General features: G+C 58.7%; 19 protein-coding genes. 4 read left to right on the top strand and 15 right to left on the bottom strand.

Annotated features, from left to right (window positions below; translation table 11 throughout):
- The first annotated feature begins 91 nt into the window (after positions 1-91).
- Positions 92-340, top strand: coding sequence for a hypothetical protein (locus AAE029_RS05140; RefSeq protein ID WP_371071727.1), 249 nt, complete (start codon positions 92-94; stop codon positions 338-340).
- 62 nt (positions 341-402) lie between these two features.
- On the opposite strand, the gene AAE029_RS05145 is transcribed toward AAE029_RS05140, so the two are convergent.
- The 15 genes from AAE029_RS05145 to AAE029_RS05215 form a co-directional block, all read right to left on the bottom strand.
- Positions 403-954: an NUDIX domain-containing protein gene (locus tag AAE029_RS05145; protein ID WP_371071728.1), complete on the bottom strand. Its 552-nt coding sequence runs from the start codon at positions 952-954 to the stop codon at positions 403-405.
- 295 nt (positions 955-1,249) lie between these two features.
- On the bottom strand, positions 1,250-1,537 hold the full coding sequence (locus tag AAE029_RS05150) for a GCG_CRPN prefix-to-repeats domain-containing protein (protein ID WP_371071729.1): 288 nt from the start codon (positions 1,535-1,537) through the stop codon (positions 1,250-1,252).
- A 518-nt stretch (positions 1,538-2,055) separates the two neighbouring features.
- Entirely contained in the window at positions 2,056-2,376 is a 321-nt protein-coding gene (locus AAE029_RS05155; protein ID WP_371071730.1) for a hypothetical protein, read from the bottom strand.
- A 325-nt stretch (positions 2,377-2,701) separates the two neighbouring features.
- The gene (locus tag AAE029_RS05160; RefSeq protein ID WP_371071731.1) at positions 2,702-3,337 is read right to left on the bottom strand and encodes a TerC family protein; all 636 of its coding nucleotides are present in this window, start codon (positions 3,335-3,337) and stop codon (positions 2,702-2,704) included.
- 117 nt (positions 3,338-3,454) lie between these two features.
- Positions 3,455-3,733: a cupredoxin domain-containing protein gene (locus AAE029_RS05165; protein ID WP_371071732.1), complete on the bottom strand. Its 279-nt coding sequence runs from the start codon at positions 3,731-3,733 to the stop codon at positions 3,455-3,457.
- A 53-nt stretch (positions 3,734-3,786) separates the two neighbouring features.
- Positions 3,787-4,308 (bottom strand): DUF4142 domain-containing protein, encoded by a 522-nt coding sequence (locus tag AAE029_RS05170; protein WP_371072101.1) that lies wholly within the window; start codon positions 4,306-4,308, stop codon positions 3,787-3,789.
- A 71-nt stretch (positions 4,309-4,379) separates the two neighbouring features.
- Positions 4,380-5,081, bottom strand: coding sequence for an RNA polymerase sigma factor (locus AAE029_RS05175; protein ID WP_371071733.1), 702 nt, complete (start codon positions 5,079-5,081; stop codon positions 4,380-4,382).
- A 146-nt stretch (positions 5,082-5,227) separates the two neighbouring features.
- Positions 5,228-7,885: a molybdopterin-dependent oxidoreductase gene (locus tag AAE029_RS05180; RefSeq protein WP_371071734.1), complete on the bottom strand. Its 2,658-nt coding sequence runs from the start codon at positions 7,883-7,885 to the stop codon at positions 5,228-5,230.
- The gene (nirD, locus tag AAE029_RS05185; RefSeq protein WP_371071735.1) at positions 7,886-8,221 is read right to left on the bottom strand and encodes a nitrite reductase small subunit NirD; all 336 of its coding nucleotides are present in this window, start codon (positions 8,219-8,221) and stop codon (positions 7,886-7,888) included. It abuts the gene before it with no gap.
- Between the two features lie 4 nt (positions 8,222-8,225).
- Positions 8,226-10,676, bottom strand: a complete 2,451-nt coding sequence (nirB, locus tag AAE029_RS05190; protein ID WP_371071736.1) for a nitrite reductase large subunit NirB — start codon at positions 10,674-10,676, stop codon at positions 8,226-8,228.
- Positions 10,677-10,695: 19 nt separating this feature from the next.
- Positions 10,696-11,946: a nitrate/nitrite transporter gene (locus AAE029_RS05195; RefSeq protein WP_371071737.1), complete on the bottom strand. Its 1,251-nt coding sequence runs from the start codon at positions 11,944-11,946 to the stop codon at positions 10,696-10,698.
- A 305-nt stretch (positions 11,947-12,251) separates the two neighbouring features.
- Positions 12,252-13,466 (bottom strand): CmpA/NrtA family ABC transporter substrate-binding protein, encoded by a 1,215-nt coding sequence (locus AAE029_RS05200; protein WP_371071738.1) that lies wholly within the window; start codon positions 13,464-13,466, stop codon positions 12,252-12,254.
- The gene (locus tag AAE029_RS05205; RefSeq protein ID WP_371071739.1) at positions 13,463-14,065 is read right to left on the bottom strand and encodes an ANTAR domain-containing response regulator; all 603 of its coding nucleotides are present in this window, start codon (positions 14,063-14,065) and stop codon (positions 13,463-13,465) included. The genes AAE029_RS05200 and AAE029_RS05205 overlap by 4 nt, the downstream gene beginning before the upstream one ends.
- A gap of 107 nt (positions 14,066-14,172) precedes the next feature.
- Positions 14,173-14,547 carry a VanZ family protein gene (locus AAE029_RS05210; RefSeq protein ID WP_371071740.1) on the bottom strand — a complete coding sequence of 125 codons (375 nt, stop codon included), beginning with the start codon at positions 14,545-14,547 and terminating at the stop codon, positions 14,173-14,175.
- Between the two features lie 118 nt (positions 14,548-14,665).
- Positions 14,666-14,941 carry a hypothetical protein gene (locus AAE029_RS05215; protein WP_371071741.1) on the bottom strand — a complete coding sequence of 92 codons (276 nt, stop codon included), beginning with the start codon at positions 14,939-14,941 and terminating at the stop codon, positions 14,666-14,668.
- 319 nt (positions 14,942-15,260) lie between these two features.
- Here AAE029_RS05215 and AAE029_RS05220 point away from each other — a divergent pair, with 319 nt between their 5' ends.
- The 3 genes from AAE029_RS05220 to AAE029_RS05230 are packed head-to-tail and all read left to right on the top strand — an operon-like array spanning position 15,261 to position 17,863.
- A complete protein-coding gene (locus AAE029_RS05220) occupies positions 15,261-15,848 on the top strand; it encodes a thioredoxin family protein (protein WP_371071742.1) in 588 nt (195 codons plus the stop codon).
- A 60-nt stretch (positions 15,849-15,908) separates the two neighbouring features.
- Entirely contained in the window at positions 15,909-17,540 is a 1,632-nt protein-coding gene (locus AAE029_RS05225; RefSeq protein WP_371071743.1) for an FAD-dependent oxidoreductase, read from the top strand.
- Positions 17,537-17,863: a 4Fe-4S dicluster domain-containing protein gene (locus AAE029_RS05230; RefSeq protein ID WP_371071744.1), complete on the top strand. Its 327-nt coding sequence runs from the start codon at positions 17,537-17,539 to the stop codon at positions 17,861-17,863. The genes AAE029_RS05225 and AAE029_RS05230 overlap by 4 nt, the downstream gene beginning before the upstream one ends.
- The last annotated feature ends 22 nt before the right edge of the window (positions 17,864-17,885 follow it).

The raw sequence follows: 17,885 nt of genomic DNA on the forward strand, positions 1-17,885 counted from the left end.
GACGCGTCCGAATGCGGACAGCAGTCCTCAGTGCGTCGGTGAGCGAAGTCGATATGGGCAAAATGGCGGACCAACTTCCCGAGGCGATTTCATGAAGATGGCTTGCCCAATCGGCTTGTCGGCAACATATCCCTCCGAAGGAGAAAAACTGGTCATGCCAAAAGCCGTTTTTTCAACCGCTGTCATTCTGCTCGCCAGTGTGCTGCTGAGCGGCTGCCTCAACACGGACCCGCGTTATTTTAATGGCTGCGACTATGGAGATGGTGTCTGTAACCAAGGCCAGCGTGATCAGCGTGTCATCCGGCTGCGCAGCCACCGAGACCACCACCACCGCAGCTGAGACCGAATTATCCTCGAGTAGCCACGAGCGCTTCTTCGCGTAAGCGCTTCATATGTCTTTTCTCAGATCAATTTCCTTAGGCGTGCCAGTCCTATTGCGGCTACTGTGCCCGCGTCCTGAATTTCACCGTTGAGAATCATTGCCTCGACAGCGGATAGCTCGAAGGCCTGCGTTACAAGATCCTGTTCCTCAGGGTCCGGTCGGCGCTTGCCCGACTGCAGTTCGGTTGCAAAGAAAACACGGCCTTTCTGGGTAACCATCCCATAGAGCGGATAGAGTTCGCCTATCGCGTGAATCCTGCCGGCGATCAGGCCGGTTTCCTCCTCAAGTTCGCCGCGTGCCAGATCCTCGGGATCGGCATTGGGGATGCCCTGCCAGCTACCTTGCGGCAGTTCCCATAGCCGGCGTTTGATCGGATAGCGAAATTGCTCCACCAGGTGCACGATGCCGTCCTGGACCGGTAGGATAATGACGAAATCCGGCTTCTCTATAACACCGTAGATGCCAGGCGAGCCGTCGCTTCGCTGAATATTGTCCTCGCGCACTCTCATCCAGCGGTTCTCATATACCACCCGGCTGGCCACCGTCACGATGTCCGCATTGTCTTTCGTCATTGCAAATCCCAATAAAATGCCTCGACCATGACTGGCGCTGCCCATGCACGTCAACCGGTTTTCAAATCATATACATCACTATCGAACCTGGTTCGCGACAAACCAAATCCGGCCGTATCGCTCAACGATAGATGATATGCACAGGCTCTTGCTCAGAGCAAAGGAAAAGGCCGGGACGACATTCGTTCCGGCCTTTCTTGACTCACCTCGACAACCGCTGCCAGTTCCTCCGTGGTCAACGATCAGAAGCGATCCACACAGAAGATATGGCGTCTGACATCGGCTTCAAGTGCTGTCAGTATCTGTATCCGTCGTAGTAGCCCCGTTCGCGGTCCCGCCACCTCGGGCCATCCCAGGCCCAGCGCGGAGGCGGCGGGCGGTGCCAGGAATATCTGGGTGGTGGCCGCCGATCCCATCTGTTGGGCCTGCACTCGCCCCAGCGCGTCAGATGCCAGCCTCGGCCGCATTCATAATCTACCTTGATCACTTGCGATTGGACGTTGACGGGAGCAATCGGCATCGCATTTGCGTTTGTTGCGACAAAGCCGCCGATAAGCGCTGCCGCGATGATCATCATTCTCATAAAGAGCCTCCTGAAGCCCAGCCAAGATCAGGATGATGTATTGAGACTGAACCGACGATGAACTCGGCAGAAGCCATTTGTTCATCTTGGCTGGCCTATGCTTTCCTTGCAGGGCAGGGCGATTCACTGTCATTTGCATGACGAGCGGAATTATAGGACGAGACCCGCCCGTCAACGCAAGCGCCGACGGCCTGTCGTCCGCAAGCGGCCTTCAACGTGCGGGTACACTTCCCGTTATGATTCGATCGGTTTTCGTGGCCTCGACCTGAGGCCAAGGTGAAGAGGCAGCGGATTCAAAATCGGATGCCGGCTTGCTGCCGATCGCCATGATCGTGATCACGAATGCAAATAAGCCGGCAATGAAAACGGCACCATAGGTCATCGGTTCGATCCTCAATGAGTGGTTCCCAGCCACGGCGACGCAAACTGAGGGCTGAGGCTTAATGGGAGCCTAATAGACGTGGTTAATCCACGATCTAATCGCAAATCGGGACAGCTGATTCGAGCAAGCCCCGTGATTAGCTCTTTGGCTTTGGTAGCGGGGGAACCTTTATATAGGGATTGGCCGGATCGTAGGGCAATTTGGGCTCGCCCGACCCGGATTTCAGAAGGTTCGTGGCCAGCTTCCCGTATTTTCCAAAGAGATAGTCGGTTCCAGCGCAAAGATGCGCGAGTGCTCTGACGTCGAAATAGGAGAATTCACTTTGGGCGAGGAAGGTGGCGTCATCCCACGCCTTGCCCTTGAGTGCGAAGTATCCCGTTTGTTGAAGATAGGCGTTGGCGACCTGCTTGTTCACCGACGCGCCCTCGCAAAGATGTCCGATCACAAGGGAAAGCATCACATTTCGAAGAGTTTCAGCTGCGGGGTTACCCAGTGATCGCGTAAACTTTGCCAAGTAGATATTGGTTGCAGGATCATTGGTCATGGTTTTGCGCCAGAAGGCGGGATACTTCTCCTCCGCATGCGAATTCGAGCATATGCTCACTATTAATGAGAGCGAAAACAAGAATTTTCTAGACAACGTAGTACTGATATGATCGTTACATCGCATGGGTCACCCACTCCGCTTCTACGCGGAATGGTTGATTGAATCTCACATTAAATTCAACCGAAATATTCCGACCTATCGAGAATTCGGTGGGCTTGAACGTACTGCCGAGACGTCAGGCCGCAGCCAGCGAAGCCATTTGCGGCCAGACCTCGAGCCAGCCATGATAAATCATGTTGAGCGAGACATAGACAATGATCGCCAGGCCGATATAGGCAATCCAATGGTGACGGCTGAGCAGCCGCGCGATAAAATTCGCTGCGAACCCCATCATCGCGATAGACAGTGCAAGGCCGATAATCAGAACGGCTGGGTGCTCCCGAGCCGCGCCGGCCACAGCCAGAACGTTGTCGAGCGACATCGACACGTCGGCAACGACGATCTGGGTTGCCGCCTGGAAAAAGGTCTTTTTAAACGCGGGTTCGGTGGAGCCGGCATCCGAAGCGGTGGCGGGGGCCGTTGCATGGGTCGCTCGAATCTCGATCCACATTTTCCAGCACACCCACAAGAGCAGCAGACCGCCTGCCAAGAGCAGGCCAATGATATTGAGAAGATGAACGGCGACAGTGGCGAAGAGAATGCGCAGGATCGTCGCGGCAAGGATGCCGACCAAAATTGCTTTCTTGCGCTGATCCGGGCGAAGACCTGCGGCCGCCAAACCGATGACTACGGCGTTGTCACCGGCAAGGACAAGATCGATGGCAACAACTTGTAGAAAAGCTGAAAAACCTGCGGCCGTAAATATTTCCATGCGAGAACGATCCCCCCTGCGGACGAACGTCTGCTAACGTCTCGGAAGGTCGGCGTCAACCGCCGACGGGATCCCTTTATTCATTTCTGCGGCAACGGAAGAATCGTTTAGCTCTGCTCACTTCGGCTGTATCTCGATTCGCGCGCGCATGTTGGGATGAAACCGACAATAGTAGTTATAGGTTCCCGCCTTCGTGATCTGAATCGAAGCCGTCTTATGCGGCTGCGTCACGACATCGAAAACGCCATCGGCGGTCGCGGAATGGATCATGATATCCTTGTTTACCCATTCGATCGTGTCTCCCACTGCGGCGACGATCTGGGCGGGTTTGAACTCCAGTTTTTCCATCGTGACCTGAATCGTGGCGGATTGAGCGGGCAGGGCGACCAATGTCATTGCCACCCCGCACAGCTTTAACAAAAAGCGTTTTACCGGCATCGCGCAGGTGCCTATTTCAGCTCGGCCGCGACGTGTTCGGCGTGCTGCTCATGGCCCTGGAACACCTTAAGTCCGGTTTCGAGCAGATCCTTCAAATCCGGATTCTGTGCGGACGGTATGAGCTGGGTTTCGAGCGCTTTGTTCACCTGTTTATGATAAGCGACCTCGTTATCCACATAGGCCTTGTCGAACGCCGCTCCCTTGAGTTTGGAGAGACGATCGTGTTCTGCCTTTGCAGCCTTGACCAGGGATTTGCTGGTATCATTGTCTTCAGGCTTCACCTTGAGTTTCTTCACGAGATCCAGCGCCTGCTTGTTGACCGCTTCGTGGTCGCGGATCATGTCCTTTGCAAAGGCGACAACATCCTCATTTTTCGAAATCTTGATTGCCTGTTTGGCCGCCTCGATATCGATTTCGCCGGCGGTATAGGCGATATGAGCAATCTGCGGATCTGTTGGAGCTGTACCCGCGGCATAAGCAGCAGGGCTTAAAAGGCAGATGGCGGCGACTACGGTGCTTAAACGGGCGAACATGGAACGGTCTCCTTTTGAGAACTGACACCCGTTGGATGCCAATCCGGCCGAAACGTTCCCGGAACTGTCAATCATTTCTCGAAGCCCAGCCGAAGCATGACACGGGCTGACAGTCCTTCGCAGCGTCGTCCCGCGAATGGAAAGGCATTGAGCAGCACCGGACCGATCTGGCTGTCGATTTGCTTTCGCAATAACGCTCGAGCCCGATGGAGCCTTGTTCGGACGGTCTCGGGTTTGATTGCGAGAAGTTCTGCCGTCTCCTCGACGCTCATCCCTTCGATGATCCGTGCAATGAAAACGAGACGAAAATCATCGGGCAAGGCATCCGTCGCCTGCTCGACAAGCTGTAGTATCTGTCGTTGCGCCATTGTTTTTTCCGGGTCGTCCAGTGCTGCGCCGCCCGGAAATCGCAATATCTCCGCGCCGCGTTCATCCGCGGAAAAAGAGATTTCCGATATTCTCGATGACGCGCGAAGTCTCCCAAGTGCTTCGTTCATGACAATGCGGCATAGCCATGTTGAAAGAGACGATTCGCCCCGGAAATGATCCAGATGGGTAAACGCACGAAAATAGGCTTCCTGAACGATGTCTTCAGCGGAATCGTCGTTGCGAACGATGCCGCGCGCTATGCGAAACAGGCGCTGGTTGTGCCTTCGCATGATCGACCGAAACGCGTCTGGATCATTGCCGCGGGCGCGTTCAACCAGCTCGGCATCACTCGCGAGATCGGCAGACGCATGTTTCGCCTGTTTGCCGGGGAGCGTTGTCTTCACGTTTCACCTCCAATCCATGATTGGATGACGATAGACGGATAACGTTCCCGGAAATTCGAAAAAAGCAATGGCTGGTCTCTGCCGTTGGCAAGACAAGGACCATTGGATACGAAGAATGGATTCAGACTGTGTTCTGCAGGCTCACTTCATTCCGCTGCAGCGACAACACAGCCCTCGATAATCCCCCTGATCTCGGCTCGGCAAGAGCCGCAATTTGTCCCCGCATTCAACTCCTTGCCTATCGCTTCGACGCTGCGGCAACCTCCACGAACGGCGGCGACGATCTGGTTGACGCCGACGCCGAAGCAGGAACAGACGGTTGCGCCCGGGTCCGGTCTGCCAGCGCCGGGGCGGCCCGCAACGATTGCGAAGCGCTTTCTGAGATCCGTATGGGGCACGGAAAGCTGTGAGATCGCCCAGTTGCGGGCGACGGCCACAGGCTGCCGTGCAAGAAACAGGGCGCCTAGCAGTTTGTCCCCATCGAAAAAGGCCAGCCGCAGATCGCCGGATTGCGGATCGGCATAACCGAGCGGCTCGATATGTTCCGGAATATCGAAGGCGTTCCGACACCAGGCTGCCCAATCATCCATCGAGCGTTCGAATGCCAGTTCGACGCGCCAGCCGCCTGCGGCTTTCGCCAGGGCCCAATAGGCCGCGCTTAACCGGTCGGGCTTGGCGATCGAGACGGCAAAGCCGTAATGCGTTGCCTGGAAAGGCCGTGCGGCAACGGCGACATTCTTCGATGCAGGCTGGCCGGAAATCGGGTCCGTCAATGGGGCCACGACCGCATCAATGCGGGCCTTGGCGGCAAACTGATCATTCCAATGCATTGGGGCAAAGATGCTGCCGCGCGCCTGGCGCTCGGTCACCAGTGTGCGGACGATTGCCTTGCCATGCGGGCTTTCGATTTCGACGAGATCCGCATCGCCAACACCAATTGCTGCGGCGTCGCGCGGATGGATTTCTGCGAAGGGTTCGGCGATGTGGGCGGACAGCCGGGCGCTTTTGCCGGTCCGGGTCATGGTATGCCATTGATCACGGATACGACCGGTATTCAGCGTGTACGGGATATCCGGGTTGGTGCGATTCGACAAGGGCGGTAGAACAGGCACGAAACGTGCCTTGCGATCCGGGTGGAAATAGCCACCATCAGCGAAGAAACGGCGGGCGCCTGGCACCGGTCCTGCCGGCTGCGGCCACTGGAAAGGGGATATAGCCTCGTAGGCGGCCTCATCCATTGCCGCGAGGCCGCCGATATCGAAATCACGGCTACCGTTGTTTTCAAAACCGGAGAGGGCCGCGTGTTCCAGGAAGATATCGGCCGGAGAGTCGAAATCGAAGGCCGTGGCAAATCCCATGCGGCGGGCGACTTCCGCTATCTGCCACCAATCGGGCTTTGCCTCTCCGGGATTACCGAGGAACGGGCGCTGGCGGGAGATCCGACGCTCCGAGTTGGTAACCGTCCCGTCCTTCTCTCCCCAACCGAGCGATGGCAGGAGGACATGGGCATGACGCGTAGTGTCGGTCTCCTTCTGGATGTCGGAGACGACAACGAAAGGGCAGGCCCTGATTGCCGCTTCAACGGCGTCCGCGTCCGGCAGCGAGACGACGGGATTGGTCGCCATGATCCAGAGGGCCTTGATACGGCCGTCAGCTGCGGCTCGGAATATGTCAACGGCCTTCAGGCCCGGCTTCTCGGCGATCCGCGGCGATTGCCAGAAACGTTGCACCCGATCCCGGTCCTCAGAACTTTCGATTGCCATATGGGCGGCAAGCATGTTTGCGAGACCGCCGACTTCGCGGCCTCCCATTGCATTCGGCTGTCCGGTCAGGGAAAACGGCCCCATACCCGCCCGGCCGATGCGGCCGGTGGCCAGGTGGCAATTGATGATTGCATTCACCTTGTCGGTGCCCGAGGTCGACTGGTTGACGCCCTGGCTGTAGCAGGTCACGACCTTCTCGGTCGTTTCGAACAGACGGAAGAATTCACGCAATTGCGCAGCCGGCAGGCCGGTGCGCTCCAGCAGGTCGTCGAAGTTCAATGTGCTCGCAGTTTCGAGAGCTTCGGCAAACCCATGAGTATGTCGGGACACATACTGCCGGTCGATTGCATCCGCGCCCGAGAGATGGCTGAGCAGGCCCATGAACAGGGCGACGTCACCATCGGGACGGATTGCCAGATGCAGGTCCGCTATATCGGCCGTCATCGTTCGCCGGGGATCGATGACGACCACCTTCATGTCCGGGCGAGCTGCTTTGGCGGCCGCAATGCGCTGGTAGAGGACCGGGTGGCACCAGGCGAGATTGGACCCGGTCAAAATTATCAGATCGGCAAGCTCAAGATCCTCATAGACCCCCGGTACGGTATCGGAGCCGAAAGCGCGGCGGTGCCCGGCCACCGAGGACGACATGCAGAGCCTGGAATTGGTGTCGATATTGGCCGATCCGATAAAGCCTTTCATCAGCTTGTTGGCGAGATAATAATCTTCGGTCAAAAGCTGACCGGAAACATAGAAGGCGACGGAATCCGGGCCATGCTCGGCGATGGCTTCCGAAAAGCGCCTGGCGACGAGATCGAGAGCATCATTCCAGCTTGCCCGGCGGCCGCCGATCTCGGGGTAGAGGAGCCGCCCGTCGAGATCGACTGTTTCGGCAAGCGCCGATCCTTTGGAGCACAACCGGCCGAAATTCGACGGATGATCCGGGTCGCCTCTGACCGTAATCGTGCCGTCATCGCTGGTCTTTGAGATGACGCCACAGCCGACGCCACAGTAGGGACAGGTGGTCTTGACCTCGCGTGCCATCTATTCCGCTGCCATCAACAGACTTTCGAGGGCGATGGACAGGGCGCCGTTCTCATTGCGAACCGGGATTGTGCGGACCTCGCCGCTGTCGGCGCCGAGGGCCTTGCCGGTCTCCAGCGATATCACCCAGTTGTGCAGCGGGCAGGTGACGGCCGTACCGTGAACGATGCCCTGGCTGAGCGGCCCGCCCTTATGCGGGCAGTGATCCTCAATGGCGAAAACCTCGTTTTCGGCCGTCCGGAAAACGGCGATCTTGCCCTGAGGGGTTTTTACGCAACGCGCGCCGCGCAGCGGGATGTCGGAGATATTGCCGATCGCAATCCAGTTCATATCCATGATCTCACTCTGCCGCCTCGGGAAAGCCGACAGTCGCCATCGGCCGGAATTCATGCTTGTCCTTGCCGGAAACGCGCTCCGACCAGGGGTCCACCTGGGCGAATTTCTGGCTGAAGACGAAGCGGTCGAAATAGGCCTTGCGCTTGTCCGCATCCTCCATAATCTGGCGGCGGATCTCGTCGAGGCCGATGCGTTTGGCCCATTTGTAGATGCGCTCGAGATAGCGGGCCTGCTCGCGGTACATCTGCGTCAGCGCCACGATATGCTCCAGCGCCTCGTCCTCCGTCTTGACGAGACCAAGGACTTCCGTGCCCTTGATGTCGAGGCCGGCCGCACCGGCGAAATGAATCTCGAAACCTGAATCGACGCAGATGACGCCGATATCCTTGCAGGTCGCCTCCGCGCAATTGCGCGGACAGCCGGAGACCGCCATTTTCAGCTTCGCGGGCGTCCAGGAACCCCACATAAATTTCTCGATGCGGATGCCGAGGCCGGTCGAATCCTGTGTGCCGAAACGGCACCAGTCGGAGCCGACACAGGTCTTCACGGTGCGCAACCCCTTGGCATAGGCCTGGCCGGAAATGAAGCCGGCCTGGCCGAGATCGGCCCAGACGGCGGGAAGATCTTCCTTCTCGACCCCCAGAAGGTCGATGCGCTGGCCGCCGGTCACCTTCACCATCGGAATGTCGAACTTGTCGACAACATCTGCGATGGCTCGCAATTCCTTCGAGTTGGTGACGCCGCCCCACATGCGAGGCACGACGGAATAGGTACCGTCCTTCTGGATATTGGCGTGGACACGCTCGTTGATGAAGCGCGACTGATAGTCATCGGCATATTCGTCCGGCCAGTCGCAGACGAGGTAGTAGTTGAGGGCAGGTCGGCATTTGGCGCAGCCGCAGGACGTCTTCCATTCGAGCTCCTGCATGACGGCCGGTATGGTCTTCAGGCCCTTGGCCTTGATCAGGCGGCGAACGTCATCGTGGCCGAGTTCGGTACAGGTGCACATCGGCTGGACAGCTTTCGGATTGTAGCTGTCGCCGAGTGTCAGCGACATCAGCTGCTCGACGAGCCCGGTGCAGGAACCACAGGAGGCAGACGCCTTGGTGTGCGCGCGGACGTCGTCCAGCGACGTCAGCCCCTTGCTGGTGATCGTCGAAACGATCTTGCCCTTACAGACGCCGTTGCAGCCGCAGATTTCCGCATCATCCGGCAAGGCTGCAACGGCCGCCATAGGGTCCAGCGGCGATCCTCCCTGGTAGGCCTGGCCGAAGATCAGCGTCTCGCGCATCTCGGAAATGTCGGTCGCCTTCTTCTTGAGGTCGTTGAACCAGGCACCGTCGCCGGTCTCACCATAGAGCACGGTTCCTATGATGCGATTATCCTTCAGGACCAGGCGCTTGTAGACGCCGGCGCTGGCATCTCGCAGCACGATTTCCTCGCGATCGTCGCCATCGGCGAAATCGCCGAGCGAGAAGAGATCGATGCCCGTGACCTTGAGTTTCGTCGGCGTATCCGAATGGACGAATGCCGCGGTGCTGTCGCCGGCAAGCTGCGCAGCCGCAACGCGAGCCATTTCATAGAGCGGCGCTACCAGGCCGTAGACTTGACCGCCAACCTCCGCGCATTCGCCGAGCGCGAGAATATCGCCATCGGACGTGCCCATGCCGTCATCGACGACAATGCCGCGATTGACGGCGAGACCGGCATCCTTCGCCAGCGAAGCGCTCGGCCGGATACCAACGGCCATGACGACGAGCGTAGCAGGCACAATTGTTCCATCGGCAAGCTCGACGCCTTCAACCTTGCCATTCCCGACAATCGCCTTGGTGTTGGCCTTGGTCATGACCTTGATGCCGCGTTCCTCGACGGCCTTCTGCAGCAGATAGCCGGCGGCGGGGTCGAGCTGGCGTTCCATCAACGTCGGCATGACGTGAAGGACGGTCACATCCATGCCCTGTGAACTAAGGCCAGCCGCCGCTTCCAGGCCGAGCAGGCCGCCGCCGATGACCACGGCCTTTGCCCGCGATTGCGCGGCAAGGAGCATGGCGTTGACATCGTCGAGATCGCGGTAGGTCAATACGCCTGGCAGATCCGTGCCCGGAACGGGAATGATGAAAGGCACGGAACCTGTGGCGATCACCAGCTTGTCGTAGCTTTCGACGACGCCGTGGTCGGAAGTGACCGTCTTGGCCACACGATCGATCGAGACGATCCTGTGGCCCTTGTAGAGCGTGATGCCATTCTTGATGTACCAGCCGTCTCCGTGGATGATGATCTGCTCATAGTCCTTTTCTCCGGACAGAACCGGGGAGAGCATGATTCGGTCGTAATTCACACGCGGTTCGGCATTGAAGATCGTGACCTGGTAAAGTCCCGGCGCCTTTTCAAACAGATGCTCGAGCATCCGTCCTGGCGCCATGCCGTTGCCGATGATGACAAGTTTCTGGGGCATTATCTCGCTCCGATCTCGATTATTGCGCAAAGACGTTTTCGCCGGCTGGGGCAGGGTTGCGTTTCTGCAACTGCAGGATGGAGACATGCATCCATGCCAGGGACAGGGCGACGATCAGAAAAAGCAGCATGAAGCAGCTCGACGGGAGGCCGGTCACGTCCTTGAGAATGCCAAAGGCGATCGGAAGAACGAAGCCACCGAGACCGCCCATCATGCCGACTACGCCGCCGACAGCGCCGACACTGCCGGGATAATAGGCGGGGATGTGCTTGTAGACGGCCGCCTTGCCGAGGCTCATGAAGAAGCCGAGGATGAAGATCACGGCCACGAAGATCGTCGGGGTGATCAGGTGCGGGGGAAAGGACAGAATGAGCGTTGTCAGGGCCGCAACGATCAGGGTCGCGTACATGACCTTCCGTGCACCGATTCTGTCGGAGAGTACGCCGCCATAGGCACGGAAAATGCTGCCGGGGATCGAATAGGCTGCAGCCAGCATCCCGGCCGTTTCTATGCGGAAGTCATAGACGCCGACGAGATAGCGCGGCAGCCACAGCGAAAGGGCAACGAAGCCGCCGAAAGCGAAGAAATAGTAAAGCGAGAAGCGCCAGACCTGGAGATTCTTCAGCGGTTCCAGCTCGCGCAGGAAGCTTTTCGGTGCTGCCTGACGGAGGCGCCGTTCGCGAAAATCCGGATCGTCGGTGGTCGAGAACCAGAAGACGATCGCCATGATGACAAGCGCGGCAGCCCATATCTGCGCAACCGCCTGCCAGCCGAGTGCGACCATCACCAATGGTGCCACGAATTTGGTCAGTGCGGCTCCCACATTGCCGGCGCCGAAGATGCCTAGCGCGGTACCCTGCTTGCTTGCAGGGAAGAAGGGTGAAACATAGGCGACCCCGACGGCAAAGGACCCACCTGCAATGCCCACGCCAAGCCCTGCGATCAACATTTCCGGATACGTTCTGGCGTAGGCGAGAAGAAATGTGGCCAGCGCGGCGGCAAGCATCGTCACCGTATAAACGAGCCTCCCACCATATCGGCTGGTCCATACGCCGAGCACGATACGGATGAGTGATCCTGTCAGCACCGGCATCCCGATGAGCAGGCCAAACTCCGATTCATTCAGATTGAGCTCCTGCTTGATGCGGATGCCGATGATCGAGAAGATCGTCCAGACCGCAAAACAGATCGTGAAGGCGACGGTTGAAATCCAGAGGGCCCGGTTTGGCGCCTCCGCCGATATCGGCTGTGATGGCTGGTAAGCAGACATAGGTTCTCCGTGCGCGATCCTGGCCGCGCCATTCAGTCGTTGGCGATGAAACAAAGAAGCCGCTGCTCAGGGTTCGCGCACAGCACTGTGCTCGTTCGTCCTGATCAGCGGCTTTGCTTGGGACGCCCGGCGTTGGACGTCGAATTATGCGGCCCTCTTGGCCTCAGATTAATGGAAGCAAGGTCCGTGCCAAATGAAAATAGATAGCAATATTAAGGGATAGGCTTGTAGCAGACACGTCGGCTGACCAAACAATGAGCTGGTGTTGCTGCTATGCACAATAATCGTGCAGCAATCCAGAGTGCTCAAGTGTTGGTCTGCGCTGTGATATAGTCATCGACCTTGTCCGGATCGAACAGGCCATCGTCAAAGAAGCCGTCCGGGCCAAGTGTCAAGCTGGCGTCCGAGGAACCGACAGGAGTCTCCGTCCGCAATGCGCCCTCCACCTTGGCGCTGGCGCCCGGAAGGGGCACGCCGAGCGGCTTCAGCGCCGAGCGATACAGGTCGGGCCGATAGGTATCGCGCGCAATAGCTTCGTTTCGTGCATTGTGTGCGACCTGTCCCCACCGCACCATCTGGGTATAGAACCACAGCGCATGGCTCTTCCAGGGAAAGGTCGCCGCCTTGGCCTGGGGAACGAAGAAATCGGTGATCTTGACGATCTTGCCTCCACCGACCCGCAACTCGCCCGAAAGCGCCGGCAGCAGCCACTCGACAGGACGTCCGATATAGGCAGGTTTGGCCAGAATTTCGGCCAAAGCCTCGCGATTGCCGGGGTTCGCGCACCAGAGGGCTGCGCGATAGAGCGCCCGCAGGAGGGCGGCCAGCGCCTCAGGATGGCTATCGGCCCAATCGGCGTGGGTGCCGAGCACTTTCTCCGGACTGGATTTCCAGATCGCTGCCTTCACTGTCGCTATGTGCCCGTGATCGCCGGCAACAGCAGCCGTGTTCCAGGGTTCGCCGACGCAGTAGCCGTCGATCTTTCCGGCACCGAGCGCATCGGCCATTTCGGACGGCGGCAAGATGATGATCTCGATGTCGCGGTCGGGATCAATGCCGCATGCGGCGAGCCAATAGCGCAGCTCGTAGTTATGTCCTGAATGCGGATGGACGACAGCGAATTGCAAGGGCGCCCGTCTGCGGTCGCTGACAACTGCCTTGAGCGCTGCGCCATTTCGGGCAGCGTCGAGATCATCGCTCGCACCATGGGCTGCCATCTGGGACCAAAGGCCGTTCGAGACCGTGACGGCATTCCCGCCGAGGCCGAGCGCCAGAGGCGCGATCATGCGTGATGCAAGAGGCGTCAGCCCGAGATTCCCGGCAATCGGCATGGGCGCCAGCATATGGGCGGCGTTGAAATGGCCGACGGCAATGCGATCGCGAATATTGGCCCAGGAGGTTTCGCGGACCAGCACGAGATCGACCGTCTCCTCCGCGGCAAAGCCCTTTTCTCTGGCTACGACCAGGAGGGCGCTGTCGAGCAGGGGAAGAAACCCGGCCGTGATCGCGTGCGTCGTCATGTGTTCCCTCCCGGATCGAGCAGGCTGGCAGCGGTGAGGAGGCTCTGCGCGATTTCAATGACTTTGCGGTTCTGGTTCATGGCCGTCTTGCGCATCAGGGCGTAGGCTTCCTCTTCCGAAAGTCCCCTTGATTTCATCAGCAGTCCCTTGGCGCGATCGATCACCTTCCGGTTTTCCAGTTCGCCGCGTGTCTCCTCGAGCTCGCGGTTAAGGCGGGCGAAGGCGTTGAAGCGACTGATCGCCATGCGCAGGATCGGCCGGACCCGCTCCTGTTTCAAACCATCGACGATATAGGCGGAAACACCTGCCTCCACGGCCGCCTCGATCGACGCCTCGTCGGACCTGTCGACGAACATGGCGATCGGCCGCTTTACGGCGCGCGACAGTTGAAACATGTTTTCGAGCATGTCGCGATTGGGGTTTTCCAGATCGATGACGATCACATCGGGATTGATCTCTCCGATCTTGCGGGCGATTCCGTTGATGTCATGGATGAGAGTGACGTTTTCATAACCGGCCTCACGCAGGCCCGCCTCAATGATCGAGGCGCGGAGGCGGTTTTCATCGATGACCAAAACGGCAAGGGGATTTGGTCTCATTTAACGTCGCAGGATAACCATGGATGAACGGACCGGGTTAAGACTCGCGAGACATCCTTATAGCGCAAATGCGACCCCGCCAACCGGCTTTGAGGCAGGTTGTAAGCTCATTGGTCGTAGGGGCTGGGAAAGTGGCGCTTGAGGCCTGGCCTTATATGGTTGAAGAGCCAACCGAAGGTGACGCCCAGGACGACACCGCCAGACTTTGCCATAGCGTCCTCGACGAGCGCATGCTTTCCTGGCCACAAAAATTCAGGCAGCTCCGAGATGACGGCTGCGCAGATCAGAAGAGCCGCGAGCCGGATAGGTCTTTGGGGATAGGCCAGAATGAATGCGAAGGCCGCCATCAGGAAGCCCAGGGCGCGATCGGTATTTTCGGAGATCACCAGTGTGGGCTCGACCCATACCGGAGCGATTGAAACGATGAAGATCGCCGCAAGAATAATCCAGGCGACGAATTTGAGGGCGGGCGCTGTTCTCATGGGTTCCTCTTATCACGTGTCTTTGAGGAAGACATGAGGGAATCGGTTGCAATGCAACCGATAAATCAAAAGGCCGGGGAGGGGGGACCCCGGCCTTCGTTTACTGCGTCGTTCCGTATCAGTCGCAGTTGCGACTCTGGGTTGTATGCGAGTCAGCGAGGCTCGTGACGTTCTGCGGGCCGGGCATATCCCTGCAGTTGCGATGGTCAGGGGTTATGCTGTTGGTGACGGTCCGATCCACGCCAGCGGAAGTCTTGTGAAGCGTGGTCCAGGGGCCGGTGGCTTCATGCGCATTCGGGTCCGACATGTCGGCTGACAGTTTGGTGCCTGCAGCGAAAGCACCGGAGGCCATGAGGAGGGAAAGTGTGGAGATTGCGAGAATGCGGGTAAACATTTGATCCTCTCTGTGAGCATGTTGCTAACGGCGCGAAAACTTCCATCGGCTCATCACGGTTCCATCGCGAAACTATCAAGTGATCGTGAGGATAGATCCGATCGCTCACGCGACATCACGGTTCTATCGATTTCGCCAAGCTCCGATGCCAACAACTGCGTCAATTCTGTTTTACCCCTAGATCAGGCGAAAATTTCACCATTTCGCCAAATGGCAGAAAAATCTTCCTGTAAATAAACGATAAAATTTATAGATTTAAGGAGTTCATCATTCCACAACCGGCCTCCGGCCGGCGAATTGCTCCACGTAGGGGATTTAAATGCCAAAGACCGAATCCAATGCAATTTCCCTGGGAACCCAGGCCGCGGATTTCATCCTGTCCGATGCTCACGGTGCGCTTCATAAGCTTTCCAATTTCGATGGGACACCGGCTTTGCTCGTCGCCTTCATCTCGAACCGCTGCCCCTTCGTTCTCCTGATCCGTGAACAGCTTGCAGCATTTGCCCGTGAATATGCCCCAAAAGGCCTGCGGATTGTGGCAATCAATAGCAACGACGCAAAGGCGCATCCCGAGGAATCGCTTGCCAAAATCGGCGAAGAGGTCGAAAAGGTCGGTTATTCCTTCCCTTATCTCAAGGATGCGTCTCAAAGCGTCGCCAAGGCCTATGGCGCTGCCTGCACACCGGACTTCTTCCTCTTCGACGGCAATCGCCGGCTTGTCTATCACGGACAGTTCGATGATGCCCGTCCGGGCAACGGCAAGGAAGTGACGGGAGCGGATCTCCGTGCTGCCGCGGACGCCGTTATCGCCGGTGCGAAGCCCGCCGAAGATCAGATCCCCTCGATCGGCTGCAACATCAAGTGGGAGCCCGGCAACGAACCGTCCTGGTCCTCCAAGGCTGCGTGACGGGCTGTCGCGGCGGCTGACTGCAGCCGCCTTTTCCCTTGCATTTTTGTGAGACATCGAATGTCGCTGAAGCGTAGAGACTCGGCGGGCAGCGATCCCCTGCATCTTCAGGCGGACGTGCTTGTGATCGGGGGTGGCCCCTCAGGCGCCTGGGCGGCGCTTGCGGCGGCCGAGAACGGCGCGCGTGTTATCCTTGCGGATAAGGGCTATCTTGGAACCAGTGGCGCAACCGCCCCTTCCAATACCGGCACATGGTGCGTACCGTCCGGCGAGAACCGGCAGCAGATCGTCGAGCGGCGCTGGCAGCGTACCGGCAATCTTGGCGACCAACGCTGGATGCTGCGTTGTGTCGACCGCGCCTACGAGAACCTGCTGAAGCTCGCCGAATGGGGCTATCCCTTCCCGAGCGACGACGAAAGCAAGCTTTATATCGCCAATCTGCGTGGACCAGACTACATGGCCTTTATGCGTCGTCGCGTGCTGCTCGCGGGTGTTACCGTCCTCGATCATCATCCGGCTCTTGAACTTTATTCCGACGGAGAGGCTGTGACTGGGGCGGCAGGCATCGACCGCCAGCGCAATCGCGATTGGCGCGTCGATGCCCATGCTGTCGTGCTTGCAACGGGTGGCTGCGCCTTTCATGAGCGCATTCTCGGCGCAACGTCACTGACCGGTGACGGCTATCTGATGGCGGCGGAGGCCGGTGCCAGCCTTTCCGGCATGGAATTCACCGGCAAGTACACGCTGGCGCCCTATGGTTCGTCGCTAAACAAAGGGTTGCCGTTCCGTTGGGCATCCTTTTATCGCCAGGATGGTACACCGATCCTCGACAGCGACGGCAATCATCTTTCGAACGGCATTGGCGAGCGGGAAAAAGAGATCGCCAGGGCGATGATCGAGGCTCCGGTTTATGCCATCCTCGACCAGGCTGAACCGGCCCTGCAGGAATGGCTTCGTCGGGGCCAGCCGAACTGTTTCGTTCCCTATGATCGCGCCCCGATCGATCCGTTCAAGGAGATGTTCCGCGTCACCTTCAAGGCTGAAGGCACGGTGCGTGGTACCGGCGGCATTCGCGTAGCGACTTCCGATTGCGGTACCGGTGTCGCGGGTCTTTACGTGTCGGGTGATGCGGCCAGCCGGGAGAATATGACGGGTGCGGTGTCCGGTGGCGGCGCGGTCAATTCCTCCTGGGCGATCGCCAGCGGCTGGTGGGCCGGGCAGGGTGCATCGAGCCATGCGAAGCGGCGCGAAGACAAGGCTTTCCGTGCGTTATCCAGACCGCTCGGCGAAGCCGGATTGCGCGCCTCCGGCGCCGTTAGGAAAGATCTCACGGCCGGGGATGTCATCGATGCCGTTCGTGCCGAGGTTATTCCACTTGAAAGGAACTATTTCCGCGAAGGTTCACGGCTTCAGGCGAGCTACGATCGTCTCGATGCTCTCTGGAGCGATGTAAGAAACCATCTGGCCGGCGATGGTGCTGATCGGCTGCGTAGCCGTGAGGCTGCCGCCATAGCCGCCTCCGGACGCTGGTCGCTAATGGCCGCACTCGCGCGCAAAGAAAGCCGCGGTATGCATCGCCGTTCCGATTTCAAGGGCAACGACCCCGCCTTCACGCGCCGTATCGTTCTGACCGGCGTCGACGACGTGCGTGTGGGCGGCGAGGCCGAGCGCCGCGAGGAGCTCGCATCATGATCGAGATCATTTCCGCAGGGCGCTGCATCGAGTGCGATATCTGCGTCAAAGTCTGTCCTGCGAATGTCTTCGATTTTGCCGATGGCGTGCCCGTTATCGCGCGGCAGGACGACTGCCAGACCTGCTTCCTTTGCGAAATCTACTGTCCGACGGACGCGCTTTACGTGGCCGAACGGGCGGACGGCCCGATTGCGATCAGCGAGGAGGAAGTCGAGAGGCGCGGGCTCTTCGGCAGTTATTCGAGAGCGCTTGGGTGGAAGCGTGGCAAACCCGGTGGTTCAGAGCGGGATCCGACCCATCGCATTCGCGTCGCACAGGTCTAAAGCCGGAAAGCATGGAGCAGGA

This window comes from Sinorhizobium sp. CB7, assembly GCF_041357635.1.
Lineage (GTDB): Bacteria > Pseudomonadota > Alphaproteobacteria > Rhizobiales > Rhizobiaceae > Rhizobium.